Consider the following 22,127-nt stretch of genomic DNA (forward strand, 5'->3'; position numbering starts at 1 on the left):
TATAAGCATTAGTCTGATATAAAATGGCTAACAAGAATTAGATTTAGAATTGTGGTTCCAGCCTGATATAGTCACAAACAATTGGGTTCACCGCCGCTGCGCCGCTATTGGCAGCAGTAAGATAAACATCCAGCACAGGTTTGTAAACTGGCAGCGTAGTTTCACCAAGCAGTACTTCTGTGTACACGTTAGCGTTTACCGCTGTATAACCATCTGCCTTTTGCAGGGTAAAGGTGTTGGCAGTAGGTGTTTCAAAAGCAAGCTTTTGGTTGAAAGCCGTTCCGCCATTGAAGTCGTTCAATGCTACCCAGTAAGCTTTGTACTTCACGCCGCTGTACACTTCATTAACACGGTAGTTGATGTTGAACAATACAGTTCCATGATTGTATACATTCACATCACGGAAGATTTTACCAGTAACAGGGTTTAAACGGTCGCGGAAATAAGTATTACCACGTTTGTCTACACTAGTAGTTCGGTAGTTCTCTGCCTCGATGGTGATGGGCTGGATCTTATGCCTGGGCTGTACATCCACTTTATTCATTATGTAGATTACACCATTGCTGGTTTTGATTGTTTGTACGATGGCGGCTTTGTCTACAGGCACTTTTACGTTGAATTTAGACAAAACAGTATCTGTCGTAGCGGTAGCATTGTATAAACCTTCAATTGCAAGATCTTTCACAACGGCCCAGCTTGCAAAGTTTGTTGTGGAATCGGCATTGTTGGTTAGAGTAGTGCAAAAAGGCTTGAATTTATTTAATTCACTTGTCCATGCAGCATCTGTCAATACAAACAAAGTAAATTGTTTGCTTTCATCCTTCAGGTCATAAACACTACGCCAAAACTTGTTTATTGTAACAGAGTCTGTACCTGGCTGGTAGATTGGCTCTCCTGTAGTTTGGTTGATCCCTATTTGCACAGCATTGGTAGGATCAAACATTTTTTGAAACAGGGACAGCATATAATTCTTCTGCAGTGCAGGAATAGATGCATCCGTCTGAATTACTTCCCATCCATTGTTCAATACAGGAAGCATTTTATCTATTACCTGTACCACACCATTCTTTGCATACTTGTCTGCTTCCACAATTGTTGCTACATCAATTGACTTGTTCAGCATGTTCTGGTATTTACCATTAAGCATCTTCAAGCGCAACTGAGTAGTAGCCCCCGTTGTGAAATAGGTCTGTGTCGTAATATGATTGCCAACAAAGGCGCTCAATTTAGCAGAATCAGCAATAATAGCCGCATCCAGGCTCGCAAGTGCTGCATTTGTAGGCGCAAATACAGTGAATGTTCTGGAAGAAGCAAGTACCTTATCGTAGCCTGACTTTGTGATCAGTTCGGCAAACTTGCTCAGATTGGTATTTCCCTTTATTTGTACAAACAGGTCCTGCTTCAATTCCTGGTCGGTAACATCATTGTGGTCTTCCCATTTCTGGCAACCAGTAAGAATGATGCTGCCGAATAGACAAACTAAAAAAAGCAGTTGGTTTATTTTGATGCGCATTTGTTCAGTTTTTTCAATTATAAAGTTTATATACCTGTTTCCCCTACTGGTAAATTTTAGTTCCATCAGTTTTAAAACGAGGCAGGTATTGGGATTGATCATCAATTGGAATGAATTGGATCATATCCAGATAGTTGTCATTCTGTGTACCATTAAGTGGCGTAAAGCGAATGGTTTGTCGTTTAGTAGTTTTGAAATCATATACGCCAACTAACCTTCCCGCATAAATCGCATTCGTTGACTCTGTATAACGTTTCCATCCTATCGCCTCTAGTTCGGGATCTGTACCTGAAGGGCGGGTTTGAGTAAAATTCATTGTATTCGGCATCACGTCCCCATTAATTGATACCTGGCAAAGCTCGTTGGAACCCGAAGATTGCTTACGTTGAATATAGCATATCCATACTTTATACTTACCTTTTATGATAGGAGGTGTGGTTAGTTCCCACCAGATAGGCCTGTTTGGTAAACCCATAGGCATTTGAATGGCATCGAAGTTGACAGCACCATAACCAGTAATACTATTGCTGGAAGAACTATTGTAGTAATAAGTAATGGTGTTGGTACCGGCCAACGGACCCCATCCCCAAACAATATCCTTGAGTGGCTGGTCAGACTCAGACTGCCTGGTCCAGGTATAGTTCTGCTTTTTATAATAGGCAGGCAGTTTCAGAATCTCCGAGAAAGTAGTCACCTCCCAAAACAGGGCTGTAGGCTTGCGGAATTTGAGTGTAAAATGTGCCTGTGCATCGTGCCATACACCGTTCGTAGCCGCATTATCGCTGCTGGTACGGTTGACAGTAATGCCTTTTTCAAATACTCCATTGAATTCAACTTCATTCAGCACTACTTCCTGGTCCTTTAGTTGTACACTCACTACTTCCTGCGGTTGCAGGGTTTGATGAGACGGTGAGGTAATTATATCACCCAAAAACTTAATACCCGACAAAATGTGGTAAGCCATATACATGTGTAGGCTATCATTTGTATTGGAAGGGTTGCTGGTTTTGGAATATTTAGCTTTAAGCATTGAATAAGAAGTGATACCGCTATCTGCAAATGCTTTGTTGCTTTCGGCAATTACAGTCATCCAGCGTTTGGTAGTATCAGCATCCACTGTATTCAACAAATCATAATATCCAGTTTCTTTCATAGCCTGAACAAAAATGGAGTATTCAGCTTTTGCCTCCAGTTGTTTTGCTATAGTAAGTGTTGAAGGTTCCAGCACGTTATCAATCACATGTATGATCCCATTCCCTACTTTAATGTTTGATTTGGAGATCATGGCCTGACGGTTCACCAAATAAGAAGAGACACCTCCTTTGGCGCCCACTCCGGTTACCAGGAATTGTCCTAGCATCGTCGGAACAGGCAACTTACCATCTTTAAAAGCAGAAGTGGTGATGGTATCTACCAGCAGGTGGAACTTCACCATATCCTGCAGCTTGGTCATGTCGGCGGCATCCACTGTAGCAGCATTGATTTTCGTAAGCCAGGTTTTTACTCCGGAATTGGTAGGAGCAAAAATTGTATAAGCCCCATAAGCATTCAGAAAGGCTGAATTACCGGTACGATCTAAAATCTGTTTGAACAGGGAAAAGGAATCAATGTTCTTCTCCAGGTATCCTACGATGTTCACATCCCCGGTTGTATATGGATTGATCTCACTCTTTTTACAACCTGTGATCATCATACTTGTTGAAAAAAATATGGAAACCAAGAGGATAAATAATACTTTATTATTCATGGCTTGCAATTAATTATTTATAAAATGGATTTTGAACCAATAGTTTATTGGTTTGCATTTCGTACAAATAGATTGGCAGGTAATGGCTGTTATAATCCCTCACCTTATTAAATGCTGCCTGCTGACGGTCTGCAGGAATGCTGGTAGCAACCATATTCAGCAAGTATCCCAGGTTCTGATAGTTATTACGCTTTGCATTGCGGAGCACATCATACCAGCGTTTGCCTTCAAATGCAAATTCGCGTTGACGCTCCTGTAATATAAAATCTTCCATTCCTGATTTACTGGTAGAATCCATCGTACCATTGAAGTCAAAAGCGTGAGCCCGATCCCTAATCATTTTTACCAGGCGGGATGCTTCCAATGGTTGATCCAACTGGTTGATCGCTTCAGCTTTATTCAACAATATGTCAGCATAACGGTAGAATATCCAGTGTGCAAATGACTGGTCTGATGATCTCAAAGTTGTAGCCGAACTATTGGCACCCATATATTTCCAAATGGTCAGGTCGGTAGCACGCAGGGATGTTCCATTTCCTCTCAAGTCTTCCAAAGGCACAGTATTGACAACATCCACACCAAAAACTTGCTCCATTAGCTGGGAAGAAGCTCCCCAACGGCGTGTAGAGGATAGAAACATGTTGTAAAACGGATTCAACTTCTGGGCGTCAAACTGCAACTCAAAAATGCTTTCGTTAGAATTGCCGTCGTAGTACAGCTCTTTAAAAATGTCCTGTCCGCCACCAATCAATCCGAAATTATTAGAATTAACGATCTTATCGCACTCAGTCACACATTCATTATATTTTTCCATCCACAGGTAAACATCTGACAGGATCGCATTCACTGTATAACGGGTAACTCTGCCCTTATCAATATTGATATTTCCATAAGTAGTAGGCAGATAAGGTTCCGCTCTTTTCAGATCAGCAACGATATGGGACAATACAGAATCGCTGCTGCTCTTAGACATTGGTGTAATGTCTTCATCACTGATCGTAGCATCCAATTTTAGTGGCACATCTCTGAAATTGCGCACAAGGTAGAAGTACATGAGCGACCTGATCGTAAGCGCTTCGCCCACCGCCCTGTTCAATTGCTCCTGGGTAAATGTATTATCTTTTGCCAAGACGCCAGGAGCCAGTTCAATCACAGTATTGCAGTAGTTGATCGTTTGATAAATGGTCCTCCAGTTGCTATACCTGTTTGTTGGTTGAACGTTCATGTTCACAAAGTCAATCTCATCAGGATTTGCTTGAAAGCCGGGTGTAATCATTTCAGTCCTGGCTTCGCCCCACAGGAAAAAAAGTTCCACAGGCCCTATGGCTGATCCCGACGTACTGGTCAGTAAGGAAGCATAAATCCCTGTTACGGCAGCATCTACCTGTTCTTTTGTTTGCCAGAAATTTTCCCGCACAATGCCATCCTGTGGCTTCAGGTCCAGCCATTTTTTGCAGGACGAAGCGCTTATCATGAGGACAAGCAAACAAACATATGTGACTAAATTCTTCATTATTGCACTATCATTTATAGAGTTAATATTTCAGATTAAAATCAATTTTCCGAGAACCATTCTTAGAAACCTATCTGAAGACCTAGAATGATGTTTCTTGAAGGTGGCGTCATGGAATAGTCGTAAGCCATTTTGAAAGGATCGGAACCCGTTGCATTCACTTCAGGATCCTGTCCTGTATACTTCGTAATGGTAAAAATATTCTCGCCTGTTACATAGGCACTCATATTCTTCAATTTCATTTTAGACAGTGCTTTGTTGTCAAATGTGTAGCGAAGCGTAATGGTGCGGAACCTCAGGAAAGAAGCATCTTCCACATAACGGTCGCTACCCAGCCAGTTGTAACCACCTCCTATGATCGCGCGGGGCATACTTGTTTCATCACCTTCTTTTCTCCAGCGACGCAGTGTGGCTGTACTCTGGTTGTCAAAATTGTACATGGCAGAAGTATTGATCTTCGTACCATTCACAACATCGTAGTCATAACGGAAGGAGAAGAAAGTTGATAATTTAATTTTATTTTTCCATGAGATAGAAGGTCCGAAACCACCAGTAAACTTAGGATTGCTGTTTCCAAGATAAACCACATCCATATAGTTGATATTACCATCGTGGTTGATATCTTCATACATCGCATCACCTGGCTGGAATACATAATCCACATTCGGATAGTTAAAACGCATGTAAACGATCTGGCCATTAGGTCCAACAATGTTCTTCCCATCCTGGGACTGTGCTATGGTAGATGCTTTATCCTTATAAACACCTTTAAACTTGTAGCCATAGAAAGATCCAAATGGATTATCTACCTGGAGTAAGCGCAGGTACTCACCTAATTGAGTCACATCACCCTTACTACTGGGATATAAATCAGAGATCTCGCGGATTACGTTCTGGTTGGCAGAAATGTTGAAGTTAAAATCAACAGAAAGGTTTTTTGTTTTGTAAGGCGTAGTAAATATTGCCAATTCCCAACCCTGGTTATCCAGAGTACCCACGTTCATATTCACACTGCTGTACCCTGTATAAGAAGCAATCTGCAAACCGTTGAAGAACAAATCTGTTGTCCTGTTTCTGTATAAGTCGGCATCAGCACGGAAGCGACCATTCCAAAGAGATAAGTTAGCACCGACGTTCGTACCATGGATCGTCTCCCATTTCAGGTTTTTCAATTCCATAGTAGATGGTGCCACGCCGCTTTGTCCCAGGTAGCTCCATCCAAAGGTGGAATACCTGTTGAAGAAAGTATAATCATATTTTGGAGCGTTTCCGCTTTCTCCATAGCTGGCACGGAAGCTAAACTCATCTAAACCCTTAATACCTTTTAAGAATTTCTCATCTGACACACGCCATCTAAGTGACACAGAAGGAAACAGACCATACCTGTAATTAGGACCAAACTTGGAATTACCATCACCACGTAATGAACCCTTGATCATGTATTTATCCTTAAATCCATATTGTGCTTCCAATACACCTGCCAGGCTGCGGGTTTCCGACATACCTGATACTGATTTCAGTTCTTCATTCTGAGTCCTCGAAGCAGTAGCCGGGTCAACCAATAAAGAAGAAGCCGTGTTCGAAGTCATTATCTCCTGATTCAGTGATTTGTAATCATTGGAGAAGAAGCTGAAAGAAGATACCACTGAGTGGTTCGTATTTTTGAAAGTAGGCTGATAGGTCAGGTTCGCCTTGGTATTCACGTTGAACAGGTCAATATCGCCATCATAAGCCCTGTTCACAACTGTTTCCGTATTGCTACGGCCTGTTGCAATCTGGGGCAAAAAGCTGCTGTTCTTTGTATTGTTGATGTCGAACTGCACATCGAAGCTTGCTTTCAATACCCTTTTGATAATGTCATAATTCATTTGGAAGCGAGGCACGATCCTCTCACCCAACACTGCATATTTAGCCTTTGAAGCCATAGCAACCGGGTTATAGATACGGCTGTAGGTTCCTTGAACATTCGACAAAGGAGAAAAATAATTGGGAGTCAGGTTGCCCTGTTCGTCATATTCAAACACACTCATATTTGGCATCTTAATATAAGCTACACCACGGATTGCGCCATCTTTATCACTTAGATAGTTCCGGTTTTGGTCGGTGTGCGTATAAGCGATACTGGTGAATATCTTGATCTTCTCAGAAATATTGTAATCGAGGTTGATACGGGTATTGATACGTTTCAGTGATGTACCCAGGGTAGTACCTGCCTGGTCGTAATAACCCATAGAGGCAAAGTACCTTGCTTTCTCACCACCACCGTTCATACTAACAGTATGATCCTGCACATGACCAACTCTTGAAATTTCATCGATCCAGTTTGTATTGTTGCTATAGTTATAGTACCAGTATGGATCGTTAGGGTCGTAGTTGAACTCACGTACGTTTTGCGAGTTCATTGTTGTACCGATACGGTTCATGTAGGCTTCCGGAATCAATGTAGAATATTGATCACCGTTCAGCATTGGGATTGATTCTGGCAGGAATGAAGCAGAACCTTTAAATGCATAAGAAATAGAAGGTTTACCTTGTGCACCTCTCTTGGTGCTGATCAGCAATACTCCATTGGCTGCGCGGGAACCCCATGCAGAAGTAGCTGCTGCATCTTTTAAAACAGTAATTTCCCTGATATCAGCCGGAGAAATGTTCAGTAATTGCGCATAGCCCTGTTCATCGGCAGCACCAAAGTTGAAGTCGCTGGGTATTTCCGTTTCATAAGGCATACCATCCACAACAATTAAAGGATTGCCTGTGCTGCTAATAGAAGATACACCACGGATCCGGATATTCATGGCCGCACCCGGATCACCACTGGTAGCGGTAATGTCCACACCGGCCATACGCCCCTGAAGTGCCTGGTCAATACTGGCTGATTGCATTTCTTCCAGGTCTTTGGCATTTACTCTTGATACTGCCAGGGTGTTGTTCCGCTCTTTTACAGACATCATACCATTGTCCACATTACGGCTGGCAACTACCACTACCTCGTTCATACTTGTGTTCGCATCTTCCATCTGGAAATTGATTGTGGTGCGTCCACCATATGCTTGTGTAATGGATTTATAGCCAATGTAGGAAATGCTGATCCTGTGTTTAGGGTTCGATATTTTCAGAACGTAGTTACCTTCAATATCAGTTTTTGTACCCTTAACAATACGGTTATCAGCATCCAGCTCTGTTACGGACACATCGCTGATAGGCAAACTTGTTTGCTTATCCACGATCTTTCCCTTTACAATGCTTTTATCGGCTCCCGGCGCCGCACCTTGTCCTGCAGATTGCAATACACACAGGCAGATGAGTGCAAAGGAGCAAACTATTGTTTGAATATATTTCAACATACCAGTTTTTATTAGAAGAGACGGTGGTTAATATGTATATTTCAAATAATTATTAATGAGATGGATCACAATACGGTTACCCAGCTTATTGCTATTGACAATATCTATACTGGCAGTACGGTTATTCATATCCGTAAGTGTCATTGCATTTGGCGTGCTATTGCTCACGAAAATTGAGGTAGGATCACCATTCGCCGTTTTCAGCAGAGTTTCAAATGAACCACTCTCCTTCCCGTCAGTTGCAACAGATTTTTTATTCAGGATGTGATACAGTACGAATTTTTTAATTAATTCGATCTCAGGATTCGTTAAACCAGTGAACTTAGGCGTTACTGTTGAACCAGAAACTGTACCCGGCAATAAACCAGCCTTGATGGCATTTTCAATAGCTAACTTGTTGGGCACAAAGAAGGTATAGAAGGAACCGGTAGAAGGACCAGAGTTAAATTCATCAGTAGTTGTATTATACAGATCGGTACTGGTCACATAGCGCCAGAAATAGTTGTACTCTGAAGTTGTGGCTGCTCCCAATCGTTTCAGGTAAATGCCAATTGCGTAATTGCTATAGGTCAGCGGCCTGTCAATATAATATACAGTGCCATTCTTAGCAGTTTTACTTTTTTGTACAATAACAGGTGCATTGTACTCAGCATTACCAGATCCCTGCACTTTTCCATTATCATATGTAATGAATTCACCACCATAGGTTTGAACAACACCTGAGCCAGAAAGACTGGTTTGATCGCCTAGAACTACATGCATGTTCAGCATGCGCAGCAAACGCACCAAAGCCGAACTACCTGTAATGACGGTACCTCCACCTGGTGATGTATAACGCCATTGCTCATTTACAATATTGCTTACTGAAGGATCTGCAAAAAAGCCTGAATCATTCAATGCTTTGTTGCTCACCAGGAACAATGTATATTTCTGGCGGATATTGGATATCTGGTATTTCAGTTCCTGACTCAGCAAGCTTGTCATCATCGAATAATTCGGATCGAGATAAGCCCTACCAAAAACACTGCTGAATACATTTGCTTCCTGCACTTTACTGGTACCATAAAAAATACCATTGCTCAGGATCCTCTTATCTATGATGTCAGCTTGACTAAAACGAGCTTCTTCGCCCAGGGAATTGAAAGTTGTTGTAAATTTAGAAGGCCATACGGCTGTTTGCCATAAATGAGCATTGATAAAATCGTAAATAATGTTTATAGGCAACTCCTCAATTTTTTTGTTAGGATAGTTTTCCATCAAAACATTATTGAGATAGCTTGTCAACACATCGTTGGTTGGAACAAACATACTATAGGAATTCGACTGTCCGTCGTTATCCTGCAACTTCAAAAAGTTCTCGTTATTGGGTGAGAAAGCCAGGGCAGAATTAAATACTTTGGTAAATACCTGTGAGGTGGAGTTATTCAAACTCTGATACTTCTGAGTTACGCTGGAGTTCAATGCATATGTTATCAGGAACTTTTCAAACAGTTTTCTGAACTCACTGTAATTCGGATTGCTTGCCAGGTATTCATCCAGACTTGGTAAAGTTGTGATTACCTTATTTACCACATGGATCACACCATTTTCAGCAGCAATATCTTTTTCTGTTACTACAGCATCCACCACATTAAAGCCTGTATAAGTAGTGTTTGGATAGAAATAATTATAGTCTGCGGCAGTCAATCCTTTACTGGCCATATAACCATCCGCGAAATAAGGAATATACTTGTTGTTATTGTCCGCATCCACATAAAATGTAGTCCCGTTGTTATTGCGGTTACTGGAAATAACCTTGATAGCATTACCGGAATTATCGTTACCGTTGTAAATACCAGTGTAGCTCGCTGTACGTCTCTTAAATGCAGCGTTGGTCACCCAACCAGTTACACTTTGGTAATCATCGATCCTGTCCGTTTTGAATGCATTGTACACCAGGCAATAAGTCACGATCTTCTTACAAGCTGCACTATCCAACTGATCGATGCCGCTAATATTTTTCTCTTTGAAGTAAACCTGGAAAGCAGAATCGTGCGGAGCAAAAAATGTCCAATAACCGGCTGCACTTAAAATATCCTTATAACCAGCCTTGTCGATAGCTGCTAATAAGTTTTTAAAATTTCCTTTACCCTGCAATATTTGATAAATTGGGGGCTCCAGGTTTTCCGGTCTTCCGTAATATTCATCCCACTCTTTTTTTGTGCAATTCACCAGCAGCACTCCTAGAGTAAGAAGGGGCAAAATTCTGAGTAGAAACTTGTTCATAGTAAGTAAAAAAAGTTTTTATGGAAACTTATGGGGAGAGGGCGCAGCGCACATTCATCGTAGCTGAACGATCATAAACAGTAACTCTGTTCAGCACGGAACGAAACACTGAATAATTGAAGAAACAATAAAAGTTGGTGATTTTTCGGCCAGCAATCGCTTTTCAATACAGGTAGATTGAAGAGCAGAAAATGTATGTAGAAATTTTGTTCTCATAAAGCAAGCAGTGTGTTTTTGGCTAACCCTATAGGTTAGCGTAAATAAAGCAGTTGATTAACGTTTGATCAATCGAAATTAATATCTTATTAACATCTACTATCCTGCACTATCCTGAATTATTTACGCAATCGTTTGCGGAACGCACATATAACAATGAAGCTAACGTGCTTTTCCACATTATAATAATCATTCGTAACCTACTAACTATCTTACACTTAACCTTACATAAAGGAGTTTTTCTATTTTTAAAGTGGTGATGTCACAACTGATTGATTTTAAAAGCAATAATGGTATACCATTAAACAAAAAGCGTCAATAGTGAAAACTTATTCACAATTGACGCCTTCTGCTTAAAGTCAGTTTTTTTCTTAAAAACTTTCTACCGGATGGTTGATTAAGTATCTCTCATTTGTAAAGAAACTATGACGTTGTCCCTTATAAATCTCCAACAACTTTTGGACAACTCTTTAATATCCAGAGAATACCTACCCCATAATTGCAGCAATTGCATCTTTGTATCCTTCACTTACCGGAACTTCTATATCATCAATGAAGACGCTGTTTTTGCGGATGGCTGTGATGTGCTTTTTAGACACGATGAAGGATTTATGGACTCTTACAAACTGCGATGGAGGCAATTGATCTTCGAGGCCCTTCATGCTCATGCGGGTAACGACGGGCTTTGAGGTACTTTTCAAATGAATCTTTACATAATCTTTCAGACCTTCTATCCAGGTGATGTCGGCAAATTCTACTTTAAGGAGACTGTAGTCTACATTTACAAAAAAGTATTCCTGAGGAGTTTCCGTACTAACAGCTTTGGATCCGGCACGGAGTTCATGTAATTCCCATGCTTTATTGCAAGCTTTAATGAAACGTTCCAATGAAACCGGCTTCAACAGATAATCGACAACGTCCAGATTAAAGCCATCAAGTGCATATTTTTCATAAGCAGTAACCAGAATAAACATGGGTTTTTGACTCAGGCTTTGGATGAATTGCAAACCTGTAAGTCCCGGCATTTGGATATCAAGAAAGATCAAATCAACCGGTTGTTCCTGCAATATTTTCATTGCCTGGAGTGGGTTACTGCAAATTGCCACCAACTTCAAGTACGGTACCTTGCTGATGTTATCTTCCAGTAATTCCAATGCCAGCGGTTCGTCATCAATTGCAAGACAAGTCAGCATGACTAAGTTGTAGTTTATAGTTTGTAAATAGGAATAAAAGCTTAGCTGTTATTCATTTGTCATCTTAATCTCAAGCTTAACTTCAAACCAGTTGTTTTCTTTTGTAATGAACAACCGATGGTTGTTACCATAGAGTAAATTTAGTCTTCTTTGTACATTGGGCAGTCCAATACCAGATGTTTTGTCTTTCACCTCATCCGCAGATTCAACATATTTATTACCTACAGAAAACCGGAGAAGGCCTTCTTCAGCCTTTAATTGTATATTAATGATCGCGTCATCGATGAGACCGGTACCATGTTTAAAAGCGTTTTCAACAAAGGGGATCAAAAGCATGGGCTCTATCTGGTAATAGTTATCTGCAATATCCATTGACACATTCACTTTTACGTTATTTCCAAAACGCTGCTGCTGCAGATCGATATAGCTTTGCAGGTATTCAATTTCCCTTTCCAGGTAAACCTTTTCTTCATCCGACTCATAAAGCATGTAGCGCATCAGTGATGAAAGTTTGATCAGGGAGGGCTCCAGCAGGTCCGACTTCTTCCTGGCCAGCGCCACCATGTTATTCAGTACATTGAACATGAAGTGAGGGCTCACCTGAGATCGAAGAAGTGTAAGCTCGGTTTTAAGGTTTTCGTTTTCTCTTTCCTGCGCCACCTGGTCCGATATGATTTTATCACGAAAGGTTCGATAAGCCGTACTGCATGCAAAAAAGAAAAGAAATATAAAAAAAGTAAACAGGATGTGCGTTTGCCAGTGAAAAGAGTCCGGATTGCGCAACAAAAGAAATGTCAGCCAGCCCAGGACCAGCCAAAGGCAAAATATAGAACATAAAACAATGCCATAAAGCCAGAACTTCCTCTTATAAACCAGCCTGGGAATCAATACCTGGGCATTCAAATAGAAAAAACCGATCCAGTACAGGTTATTAATAAAATAATGCAGGGAGGGATTGGAATGCCCGCCACCTCTCTGAGGCGGACGATGATCTTCATAAGAACGCAGCAAAAAAGGCAAAGAAAACAACAATGCCCAAACCGCTATGTGCAATAATGCAACCACCCATTTCTTATAAGTTGTTTTCATGCCGGCAAATTAGCAACAACTTTCCGGCATGAGACACCTGCTCTAAAATATTGCGACGAGTAAGCAAATTATTGAGACCAAATCAATTAAGAATAAGTTAAAGCTTCCTGAAACCATTAAATCATGGTTCCTCATTCGAATCATTCATTTGAACCCAATACTTTTGCTGAATTAATTTTTGATATGAGAAGAATAGTTTTTACCGGATTCATTTTAATAGCAGCTTTACACGTTTTTGCTCAGAAAGACAGCACGGTCCATCCTAAGCCGGCGGTTACCTTACCCCGTTCAAATGATCATCTTATCCTGCAATTTGGTTACACTGCCTGGAATGGCACGCCGGACACGATCAACACCAGCGGCTTTCACAGGGCTTTCAATGCATATTTTATGTTTGATTTCCCATTTAAAAGTAATCCACACTTCAGTGCAGCAATTGGAGCCGGCGTAAGTACGGAGAATGTTTATTTTGATAAAACTATCGTTGATATTAAATCAACGTCATCCAGCCTTCAATTCAGGGATGCCAGTGATACCAACCATTTCAAAAAGTTCAAGATTGCAACCACCTTCCTGGAAGCTCCTGTGGAATTGCGCTATAACGCTAACCCTGAAAACAATAACAAGAGCTTTAAAATAGCTGTTGGCGCCAAAATTGGTACGCTGTTGAATGCCCATACCAAAGGCAAGGAATTGCAAAACAAGGGCGGCGGCACAGTGAACGACTATATCACAAAAGAAAATACAAAACGCTTTTTCAACCAGAACCGTATTTCCCTGACGGGACGCATTGGCTACGGGAACCTGAGTATCTTCGGTTCATACGCAGTAACACCTTTGTTTAAAGAAGGTTTAGCTCCAACCATTCGTCCTTTTACATTTGGAATAATGTTGAGTGGATTATAACATCTTATGAAGTATTCTTGATAGAGAAAAATGCCGGATGCCCAAAACTGGTAACCGGCATTTTTTATTACCTTGGCACACTTTTACATCAAATCCTTAAGAATTATATTCAAACTCCGCAAATCCGTGGTCATATGCTGGATACAACAAAAAGAATTGCACATCAGGAACGGGCTGTATTAGTTGGCGTCATTCAGAAAGAACAAAAGGAACATGAAATACAGGAGTATCTTGATGAATTGGCTTTTTTGGCAGAAACAGCTGGTGCCGTTGCGGTAAAACGTTTTTATCAAAAGCTGGCGCACCCGGACAGTAAAACCTTCGTTGGCAAGGGAAAGCTTGAAGAAATTGCCAATTACATCAAAACGCATGACATTAATGTTTTGATCTTTGACGACGAACTCAATGGATCGCAAATATCCAACATTGAAAAAATTGTTGATGTAAAAACGATCGACCGTTCAGACCTTATCCTGGATATTTTTGCCCGCCGTGCTAAAACAGCACAGGCTAAAGCCCAGGTAGAGCTTGCACAATATCAATACATATTACCAAGACTTCGGGGTATGTGGAAGCACCTGGAACGTCTAGGTGGTGGTATTGGTACCAGGGGTCCGGGTGAAACAGAAATTGAAACAGACCGTCGTATTGTACGGGATAAGATATCGCTTCTGCGCAAAAGGCTGGCTGAAATAGACAAACAATCGTTTACACAAAGAAAAGACAGGGGAGAGTTTATACGGGTCTCCCTGGTAGGCTATACCAATGTGGGGAAATCAACGATCATGAACCTGTTGAGCAAAAGCGAGGTGCTGGCTGAGAATAAGTTATTTGCGACACTTGATACTACTACCCGGAAAATCGTATTTGAGACGACGCCCTTCCTTTTAAGTGATACGGTAGGTTTTATCCGTAAATTACCCCACCACCTGGTGGAAAGCTTTAAAAGCACGCTGGACGAAGTACGGGAAGCTGATATTCTGATACATGTAGTAGATATTTCGCACCCAAACTATGAGGATCAAATTGGCGTAGTCAACAAAACACTCCAGGAACTGAACTCTTTTGACAAGCCCATCCTGATGGTATTCAACAAAATGGACCTGTATATAAAGAATACGTTCGATGAGTGGCTGGAAGCAGGGACTAAGGAAGAAATTCTGAGAGACCTGGAAGAAAGGTGGCAGCAACAAACAGGAGGCAATGCCATTTTTATTTCTGCCCTGGAGAGAACCAATATAGACAAACTGCGCAAAACGATCCTTGATAAAGTGAGAGAACTTTACCGTGTGCGGTATCCATATAAAACAGAGTTCTTCTTTTGAATGATGAATGACGAATAAGATCAGGCTGAACAGGCTTAGCCTTATTCGTCATTCTAATTTATCCCTTCTTTATGTTCCATAAGCCCCGCTGGATAAAAGTTGCAGATTATATTCATGAAATTCCATTTGGCGACAACAATATAGCAGAAGTAACTGCAAACGGCAAAAAGATATGCATAGCAAAATTCAATAACACCCTATTTGCCTTTACCCATAAATGCCCGCACGCCAGTGGGTACTTTTTAAGCGGATATATTGATGCATTAGGCAATGTGGTTTGCCCGCTGCACCGTTATAAATTTTGCATGAAGAATGGCCGTAATGTAACGGGGGAAGGTTATTACCTCAAACACTGGCCTGTAGAAGTAAGAGAAGACGGCATCTACGTTGAAATCTAATGGGCAGGCCACAGTTCCCATGAAAGATTGGTAGTATATTGTTTAAGGCATCATTTTTATATAAATGAAAGAAAAGGCAATATGGAATCCATATTTACTACCAATATCAGCATCGGCAACAAGAGTGCCTCTTACCATGTCTATTTTGATCATGAGAAATATATATTCATGCCCGAACCTCCGGAAGAAGGGCTACCGACGTTTTCTATTAAGAGGGAGCATGATGAATGGCATGACCAGGACCCCATTGACCCGGATTTAAAAGACCAGGCAGTTGAGGCGTTGGAAGGCTATTTGCTGAAGCAACATTGACCAGTTTTTTTATAGTACAATAGAAAAGCCATGCCTGACCAGGCATGGCTTTTATCATTATAGTCAGTTATTATTTAATAACTAACAACCTGTTCCTCAATACTCTCCGGTATTTCACGCCATTCATACTGCTGATTGCGCAATTGCGGTTCAAAACCGGCCTCACGAATAGCTGCCTGAATGCTTTTAGAGGTGAACCTGTGTGGAGCGCCGGCTGCACTCACTACGTTTTCTTCAATCATGATAGAGCCAAAGTCGTTGGCGCCGGCATGCAAACAAAGCTGAGCGGTCTGCTTACCAACAGTCAGCCAGGAAGCCTGAATGTTTTTGATATTGGGCAGCATAATGCGGCTGATCGAGATCATACGGAGGTACTCATCGGGAGTAGTCAGATTATGAACCCCACGTATACGGGTCAGCAGGGTATCTACATCCTGGAAAGTCCAAGGTATAAAAGCCAGGAATCCTTTAGCATCCTGTGGCTTTTTGGCCTGCACCTCACGGATTTTTACCAGGTGCTCAAAGCGTTCCCTTACCGTTTCCACGTGGCCAAACATCATGGTAGCAGAAGTTGTAATATTCAACTTATGAGCTTCATGCATAATAGCCAGCCATTCGTCAGCACCGCACTTTCCTTTAGAAATAAGGCGTCGTACACGGTCTACCAGGATTTCAGCACCTGCACCAGGTAGTGAATCCAAACCTGCTTCTTTCAGAGCAATCAGCACATCGCGATGGCTCATTTTTTCCAGTTTGCAGATGTGTGCCACTTCGGGAGGTCCAAGTGCATGCAGTTTTATGGTTGGAAATTCTTGCTTGATCTGGCGGAAAGTATTGGTATAAAAGTCCAGGCCCAGTTCCGGGTGGTGGCCGCCCTGCAACAGTAACTGGTCGCCGCCGTATTTAATTGTTTCCTGGATTTTTTTCCGGTAAGCCGGCATATCAGTAATGTAAGCTTCGGCATGACCTGGGATGCGATAGAAATTGCAGAACTTGCAGTTGGCAATACAAACATTGGTTGTATTCACATTGCGGTCAATCTGCCATGTAACTTTTCCATGTGGCACCTGCTTTTTACGCAGTTCATCGGCCACATACATCAGTTCGGTCAGGGGCGCCTGTTCAAACAGGTGCATTCCTTCTTCTATAGACAGATCTTCAAAGCCTAAAGCTTTATGAAACAGTTCAGAAAGTGACATAGCCTGCAAATTTACGTTCTGAATCAACAAAAGGGACGAATGGTTTTTCCGGTTGATGAGTTTAGAATAACTTTAATACAGTTTGATGGTTTATTCCCTTTCAGGAATGCTGTACGAACCCCAAAAAACCATGAACGATCCTTCTTCCCCGATGAAAAAGCTTGTCATCTATATCATTTGCCTGGCGGCTTGCTTACAAAGCTTTAGCCAGGAGGAATTTATTGAACCATCCAAGCGACTAGCCCGCATACCCTTCCGGCAGCTTACAGGAGGCGTTATTTTGTTAAATGCGAGGTTTGCGGCTTTTCCCGACTCGCTCAACTTTATATTGGATACCGGATCCGGTGGTATTTCACTCGATTCTACCACGGTAGAATATTTTGGGTTAAAACCGGAGGCTTCTACCCGAACTATCCGTGGCATTGCAGGAATCCGGCAGGTTAGCTTTCTCAACAATCAAAAGCTGCATTTTCCTAGTTTAACAATAGATAGCTTGAATTTTCATGTCAATAACTATGAAATACTGACAGCTGTATATGGTGAGCGCATCGACGGCATTATTGGCTATTCCGTATTCAGCCGGTATATCGTCAAGGTGAACTATGACAGCTCTTTCGTGGAATTCTGGACCAAAGGTTTATTAAAATACCCCAGGGGTGGCTATTTAATGAGGCCGTTTATTTCCACCCTGCCCGTGAATTTTGTCCGGGTAAAAGATGAAGGAGAAAGTAACACCCGCTTTTTATTTGATTTGGGAGCAGGCTTAAATCTGATGCTGACAACTGACTTTATTAAAGACAGTGCTATACTCAATAAGAAACGAAAGTTATACACCAAAGAAGCAGAAGGACTGGGCGGTAAAATTGATATGCACATGACAGTGATCAAAGAGGCAAGGCTGGGACCCTATAAATTTAAAAACGTGCCGGTCTATATTTTTGATGACGATTTTAATATTACTTCCTACCCGTATTTAGGCGGCATTCTGGGCAGCGACATAATTCGACGATTCAACCTGATCCTCAATTATGACAAAAGAGATTTTTACCTGATTCCAAATTCACACTTCAATGATGCCTTCGATTACATTTATTCTGGCATTGAACTTTATTTCCAGGATGGCAAGATTATCGTTGGAGACGTGGCCAAAGGTTCTCCTGCTGAAGCGGCAGGTTTGCTGGAAGGTGATATCGTTGTGGCTGTTAATAAAGATTTTAGTCAAAACTTACAGCATTACAAGGCCAGCCTTCAGGCCTCCGTTGGAAAGGCAAAGCTCATCGTAATGCGTGGCGAAGTGCTAAAGGAAATAGAATTTAAAGTAAAGAGCATTCTAAGCAATAAGTAACCAGGTAGTCTTTTCAGGAGAAAAGAGAGGAAGCAGTCAGGAAATGGGGTGATGAGTAATGAGTGATGATTTGGGATTTCGGAGCAGGGAAATAGGGGATTGAGGTTGGGTGGATAAGGTGGGGGCAAAATCTGTTTCGTGCTTCAGGTATGCTGTAAGTATGCTTCAGGTGTGCTTCAGGTATGCGGAAGGCATGGTCGGTTAGATAAAGGGGATAGTAAGTCGTGGGTATATGGTAGATACGGAGTTGATCCGGAGTAGTATAGGAGTGGTCGAGGAGGATGTAGTTAGGATGTACGGCTAATGTTTACTATAACTCTACTATATGTTTACTATAACTTTACTGTAAGTTTCCTATAAGATTACTATAAGGGCTCTATAAGATCACGGCGAAGGGGTGGGAAAATGTTCGGAATGAGGTCAGAATGACGAATGATTCGAATGAAGAAGGAAGAATGGGGGGTGATAGATGATAGAAAGTAGAGGGGATTTAGAGATTTGGAGTTTGAAGTTTGGGGTTTGGGGTTGGAGTGAAAGGGGTTTAGGGATGCAGAGGTAATCAAATGTTAGACGGATAGCGCAGATATGGCTTAGATACGGGGTAGGTAGGTAAACTTCTTCGTCTTTGCACTTGTTGGTTTTATCCCGTAAACTTGCAGACTATTTTATCATCATAAATCAATTATATACGTGGTCAATTTTGAACGTTTTGTTTTAAGCAATGGATTGAGAGTGATTGTTCACCAGGATACGTCAACCCCAATGGCAGTGGTTAATGTGATGTACGATGTGGGGGCTAAAGATGAGGATACTTCCCGCACAGGTTTTGCCCATTTGTTTGAGCACCTTATGTTCGGCGGTTCTCTCAACGTTCCGGAATATGACGATCCGTTGCAAATGGCCGGAGGAGAGAACAATGCCTATACCACTAACGACCTGACAAATTATTATATACAACTTCCTGCAGAGAACCTGGAAACGGCTTTCTGGCTCGAGAGCGACCGCATGCTATCGCTGGCATTTAGTGAGAAGAGTCTTGATGTGCAACGGAAAGTAGTATGCGAGGAATTCAAGGAACACTATCTCAACAAACCTTACGGGGATGTATGGCTGAAGATGCGCGAACTGGCTTACCAGGTGCATCCTTATAAATGGATGACCATAGGCAAGGAGCTTTCACATATTGAAAATGCCCAGTTACAGGACGTAAAGAACTTCTTTTTTAAACACTACCGCCCTGTCAATGCGATTTTGGTAGTGGCTGGGAATGTAACTACTGAACAGGTAAGAACCTTAGCAGAGAAGTGGTTTGGCCCGATAGAGCAAGGCGAAAGGTATGTCCGCCAGTTGCCTAAAGAGCCTGCCCAGAATGCAGACCGTAAGCTGGAAGTGCACGCTGATGTGCCCCTGGACGCGCTGTACAAATGCTGGCATATTGCCGACAGGGTTGACAAACGCTATTATATAGCCGACCTCATTACAGAAGTACTCGGCGGTGGGCAATCTTCACGCTTATACCAAAGTCTGGTAAAAGAGCAAAAGCTGTTCTCTAATATTGAATGTTATCACCATGGAACCGTAGATCCAGGTTTACTAACTATTGAAGGCAAACTAGTGAAAGGAGTAAAGATTGAAGATGCTGAAGCTGCCATTAACCGGGAACTGGAAAAGCTGAAAACAGATGGTGTGAGTGAATCTGAATTACAGAAGGGCAAGAACAAAACAGAGAGTGTCATTGCATTTGAGGATATGACGATCATGAACAGGGCCAACAGCCTTGCCTTTTATGAATTGCTTGGCGATGCTAACCTGATGAATACGGAACTGTCACGATATCACCAGGTAACGGTACAGGATATCCTGGAGGAAAGCAATGCTATTTTCCGGGAAGGCAATTGCAATACGCTTTGGTATTTATCAAAGAACCTAAGTTAAATACTGATGCCACTGTATTTAGCGGAATCCTGTTCAAACAGCTAATATGAGCTGTTTTACATTTCACATTTATTATTCTATATTTTAGTTTCACTTATGCTCAATCGTAAACAACCCCCAGTAATAAAAGACGCTGTAGAATTTGATTTAAAACTTAAACCTTACGAAAAACATGTTCTGAACAATGGTGTAGAAGTATATGCTGTTGATGCAGGGACAGAGGAAGTGCTGCAAGTTGAATGGGTGTTTTATGCGGGTAACTGGTTTGAGAAAAAGAACCTGATTGCCGCCAGCGCCAATTTTTTACTGAAAAATGGAACTTCTCAAAAAAGCGCATTCCAGATCAATGAACACTTTGAATTTTATGGCTCTTACCTTAACCGCCACTGTTATAATGAGACGGCAACGCTTTCACTACACTGTTTATCCAAACATTTGGAGGAATTGTTGCCTGTGGTTAAAGAATTGATCGTTGACTCTGTTTTTCCTGAAGAGGAGATCAATATTTATAAGCAAAACATGAAGCAACGGCTGAATGTGAACCTGAAAAAAAGTGATTTTGTAGCAGGCCGGCTCATCGACGCTTACCTCTTTGGAGAGCACCATCCTTATGGCCGTTATAGCCACTTTGAAGATTTTGACAATGTGAGCCGAGAGCAAATACAGGAGTTTTACCAACAGTATTACCAGAATGGCAAAATGATCTTATTTGTAGCAGGTAAATTGCCTTCAAATACCATTGAACTGCTCAACAAGTATTTCGGAGACCTGAAAAATGGACAAGTGGAGCTATTTGATCATCAATCACAGGCCGCTGCAGAAAAAAAATACCGTGTTACCAATGATCCCAATGGTGTGCAAGGCGCTATCAGGATGGCATCTCCATTTCCCAACCGCCACCATCCCGATTTTATGAAAGTGCAGGTATTGAACAATGTGCTGGGTGGCTTTTTCGGATCAAGGTTGATGAGTAACATTCGGGAAGACAAGGGTTATACCTATGGTATTCACAGTTACCTGCAAAACCATATTCAGCAAAGCGCCTGGATGATCAGTACAGAGGCGGGCAGAGATGTTTGCGAGGCCACAATTGTTGAAGTATATAAGGAAATGGAGGATTTGCGCAATGAACCGATAGATGATGAAGAACTGTTGCTGGTACGTAACTATATGATGGGCAGCATCCTGGGAGACCTGGATGGTCCGTTCCACATCATCAGCCGCTGGAAAAATATTATTCTGAATGGATTGGATGAAAGCTTCTTTTACAAGCAGATACAAACGATTAAAACCGTATCAGCAGAGGAATTGCAGCAGTTGGCGAACAAATACCTGGCGCCAGAGCATTTCTATGAGTTAGTTGTTGTCTGAATTCCGCTCAATTGATTTATGGTCTATAGTTTACATTTGTCAAGGCAACTCTAAACTATAGACCATAAACTATAAACTGATATGGGATTTATTATTAAAGTTCTTGTTACAGCCGTAGCCGCTTTTGTAGCAGCCTACTTTCTTGATGGCGTTGATATCGTGGATATCAAAACCACAATCATTGTGGCATTGGTGTTGGCGTTATTGAATACGTTCATCAAACCTATCCTTGTTATTTTAACGATTCCTATTACCATTCTGACATTAGGTCTATTTCTGCTGGTGATCAACATCCTGATGGTCAAGTGGACGGCAAGCCTGGTGAGCGGTTTTACTGTTGATGGCTGGTGGCCTGCACTTTTATTCAGCCTGATTGTTTCTTTTGTAAGCTGGGCATTGGAAAAGATCGTGGGTGCTAATGATTGATTATTAGAAAATCATTTCATCATGTAATTT

The 22,127-nt window shown here is 41.6% G+C and carries 16 protein-coding genes; 8 read left to right on the forward strand and 8 right to left on the reverse strand.

Going from position 1 to position 22,127, the window contains the following annotated elements; all coding sequences use genetic code 11:
* Positions 1 to 43: 43 nt before the first annotated feature.
* The 7 genes from OCK74_RS16145 to OCK74_RS16175 all read right to left on the reverse strand — a co-directional run bounded on the left by OCK74_RS16145 (position 44) and on the right by OCK74_RS16175 (position 12,880).
* Positions 44 to 1,513, reverse strand: coding sequence for a fasciclin domain-containing protein (locus tag OCK74_RS16145; protein ID WP_279298093.1), 1,470 nt, complete (start codon positions 1,511 to 1,513; stop codon positions 44 to 46).
* A 43-nt stretch (positions 1,514 to 1,556) separates the two neighbouring features.
* Positions 1,557 to 3,260 (reverse strand): fasciclin domain-containing protein, encoded by a 1,704-nt coding sequence (locus OCK74_RS16150; RefSeq protein ID WP_279298094.1) that lies wholly within the window; start codon positions 3,258 to 3,260, stop codon positions 1,557 to 1,559.
* A gap of 13 nt (positions 3,261 to 3,273) precedes the next feature.
* On the reverse strand, positions 3,274 to 4,773 hold the full coding sequence (locus OCK74_RS16155) for a RagB/SusD family nutrient uptake outer membrane protein (RefSeq protein WP_279298095.1): 1,500 nt from the start codon (positions 4,771 to 4,773) through the stop codon (positions 3,274 to 3,276).
* A 62-nt stretch (positions 4,774 to 4,835) separates the two neighbouring features.
* Positions 4,836 to 8,117 carry a SusC/RagA family TonB-linked outer membrane protein gene (locus tag OCK74_RS16160; protein WP_279298096.1) on the reverse strand — a complete coding sequence of 1,094 codons (3,282 nt, stop codon included), beginning with the start codon at positions 8,115 to 8,117 and terminating at the stop codon, positions 4,836 to 4,838.
* 27 nt (positions 8,118 to 8,144) lie between these two features.
* Positions 8,145 to 10,382 carry a fasciclin domain-containing protein gene (locus OCK74_RS16165; RefSeq protein ID WP_279298097.1) on the reverse strand — a complete coding sequence of 746 codons (2,238 nt, stop codon included), beginning with the start codon at positions 10,380 to 10,382 and terminating at the stop codon, positions 8,145 to 8,147.
* 704 nt (positions 10,383 to 11,086) lie between these two features.
* Entirely contained in the window at positions 11,087 to 11,791 is a 705-nt protein-coding gene (locus OCK74_RS16170) for a LytR/AlgR family response regulator transcription factor (RefSeq protein WP_279298098.1), read from the reverse strand.
* Between the two features lie 48 nt (positions 11,792 to 11,839).
* Positions 11,840 to 12,880, reverse strand: a complete 1,041-nt coding sequence (locus OCK74_RS16175; RefSeq protein WP_279298099.1) for a sensor histidine kinase — start codon at positions 12,878 to 12,880, stop codon at positions 11,840 to 11,842.
* A gap of 183 nt (positions 12,881 to 13,063) precedes the next feature.
* Here OCK74_RS16175 and OCK74_RS16180 point away from each other — a divergent pair, with 183 nt between their 5' ends.
* From OCK74_RS16180 to OCK74_RS16195, 4 genes are all read left to right on the forward strand, one after another.
* On the forward strand, positions 13,064 to 13,786 hold the full coding sequence (locus tag OCK74_RS16180) for an outer membrane beta-barrel protein (protein WP_279298100.1): 723 nt from the start codon (positions 13,064 to 13,066) through the stop codon (positions 13,784 to 13,786).
* Positions 13,787 to 13,920: 134 nt separating this feature from the next.
* Positions 13,921 to 15,111, forward strand: a complete 1,191-nt coding sequence (gene hflX, locus OCK74_RS16185; protein ID WP_279298101.1) for a GTPase HflX — start codon at positions 13,921 to 13,923, stop codon at positions 15,109 to 15,111.
* A gap of 71 nt (positions 15,112 to 15,182) precedes the next feature.
* The gene (locus OCK74_RS16190) at positions 15,183 to 15,509 is read left to right on the forward strand and encodes a Rieske (2Fe-2S) protein (protein ID WP_279298102.1); all 327 of its coding nucleotides are present in this window, start codon (positions 15,183 to 15,185) and stop codon (positions 15,507 to 15,509) included.
* An 81-nt stretch (positions 15,510 to 15,590) separates the two neighbouring features.
* Positions 15,591 to 15,821: a hypothetical protein gene (locus OCK74_RS16195; protein ID WP_279298103.1), complete on the forward strand. Its 231-nt coding sequence runs from the start codon at positions 15,591 to 15,593 to the stop codon at positions 15,819 to 15,821.
* Between the two features lie 74 nt (positions 15,822 to 15,895).
* Here OCK74_RS16195 and mqnC read toward each other — a convergent pair whose 3' ends face one another.
* Complete coding sequence (mqnC, locus tag OCK74_RS16200) at positions 15,896 to 17,020, reverse strand: cyclic dehypoxanthinyl futalosine synthase (RefSeq protein WP_279298104.1); 1,125 nt, start codon at positions 17,018 to 17,020, stop codon at positions 15,896 to 15,898.
* 85 nt (positions 17,021 to 17,105) lie between these two features.
* Here mqnC and OCK74_RS16205 point away from each other — a divergent pair, with 85 nt between their 5' ends.
* From OCK74_RS16205 to OCK74_RS16220, 4 genes are all read left to right on the forward strand, one after another.
* A complete protein-coding gene (locus OCK74_RS16205) occupies positions 17,106 to 18,365 on the forward strand; it encodes an aspartyl protease family protein (RefSeq protein WP_279298105.1) in 1,260 nt (419 codons plus the stop codon).
* A gap of 690 nt (positions 18,366 to 19,055) precedes the next feature.
* On the forward strand, positions 19,056 to 20,300 hold the full coding sequence (locus OCK74_RS16210) for a M16 family metallopeptidase (protein ID WP_279298106.1): 1,245 nt from the start codon (positions 19,056 to 19,058) through the stop codon (positions 20,298 to 20,300).
* A gap of 96 nt (positions 20,301 to 20,396) precedes the next feature.
* A complete protein-coding gene (locus tag OCK74_RS16215; protein ID WP_279298107.1) occupies positions 20,397 to 21,671 on the forward strand; it encodes a M16 family metallopeptidase in 1,275 nt (424 codons plus the stop codon).
* Between the two features lie 81 nt (positions 21,672 to 21,752).
* Entirely contained in the window at positions 21,753 to 22,097 is a 345-nt protein-coding gene (locus tag OCK74_RS16220; RefSeq protein WP_279298108.1) for a phage holin family protein, read from the forward strand.
* The last annotated feature ends 30 nt before the right edge of the window (positions 22,098 to 22,127 follow it).

The organism is Paraflavisolibacter caeni (assembly GCF_025628885.1).
In the GTDB taxonomy this organism is placed as follows: Bacteria; Bacteroidota; Bacteroidia; order Chitinophagales; family Chitinophagaceae; genus Flavisolibacter; species Flavisolibacter caeni.

Bases quoted from the DNA above. Each gene is read 5' to 3' on its own strand.
- OCK74_RS16205 (WP_279298105.1), top strand. From the start codon at position 17,106: ATGGTTTATTCCCTTTCAGGAATGCTGTACGAACCCCAAAAAACCATG.
- OCK74_RS16155 (WP_279298095.1), bottom strand. From the start codon at position 4,773: ATGAAGAATTTAGTCACATATGTTTGTTTGCTTGTCCTCATGATAAGC.
- OCK74_RS16175 (WP_279298099.1), bottom strand. From the start codon at position 12,880: ATGAAAACAACTTATAAGAAATGGGTGGTTGCATTATTGCACATAGCG.
- hflX (WP_279298101.1), top strand. From the start codon at position 13,921: ATGCTGGATACAACAAAAAGAATTGCACATCAGGAACGGGCTGTATTA.
- OCK74_RS16170 (WP_279298098.1), bottom strand. From the start codon at position 11,791: ATGCTGACTTGTCTTGCAATTGATGACGAACCGCTGGCATTGGAATTA.
- OCK74_RS16215 (WP_279298107.1), top strand. From the start codon at position 20,397: ATGCTCAATCGTAAACAACCCCCAGTAATAAAAGACGCTGTAGAATTT.
- mqnC (WP_279298104.1), bottom strand. From the start codon at position 17,020: ATGTCACTTTCTGAACTGTTTCATAAAGCTTTAGGCTTTGAAGATCTG.
- OCK74_RS16190 (WP_279298102.1), top strand. From the start codon at position 15,183: ATGTTCCATAAGCCCCGCTGGATAAAAGTTGCAGATTATATTCATGAA.
- OCK74_RS16145 (WP_279298093.1), bottom strand. From the start codon at position 1,513: ATGCGCATCAAAATAAACCAACTGCTTTTTTTAGTTTGTCTATTCGGC.
- OCK74_RS16160 (WP_279298096.1), bottom strand. From the start codon at position 8,117: ATGTTGAAATATATTCAAACAATAGTTTGCTCCTTTGCACTCATCTGC.
- OCK74_RS16150 (WP_279298094.1), bottom strand. From the start codon at position 3,260: ATGAATAATAAAGTATTATTTATCCTCTTGGTTTCCATATTTTTTTCA.
- OCK74_RS16220 (WP_279298108.1), top strand. From the start codon at position 21,753: ATGGGATTTATTATTAAAGTTCTTGTTACAGCCGTAGCCGCTTTTGTA.
- OCK74_RS16180 (WP_279298100.1), top strand. From the start codon at position 13,064: ATGAGAAGAATAGTTTTTACCGGATTCATTTTAATAGCAGCTTTACAC.
- OCK74_RS16195 (WP_279298103.1), top strand. From the start codon at position 15,591: ATGGAATCCATATTTACTACCAATATCAGCATCGGCAACAAGAGTGCC.
- OCK74_RS16165 (WP_279298097.1), bottom strand. From the start codon at position 10,382: ATGAACAAGTTTCTACTCAGAATTTTGCCCCTTCTTACTCTAGGAGTG.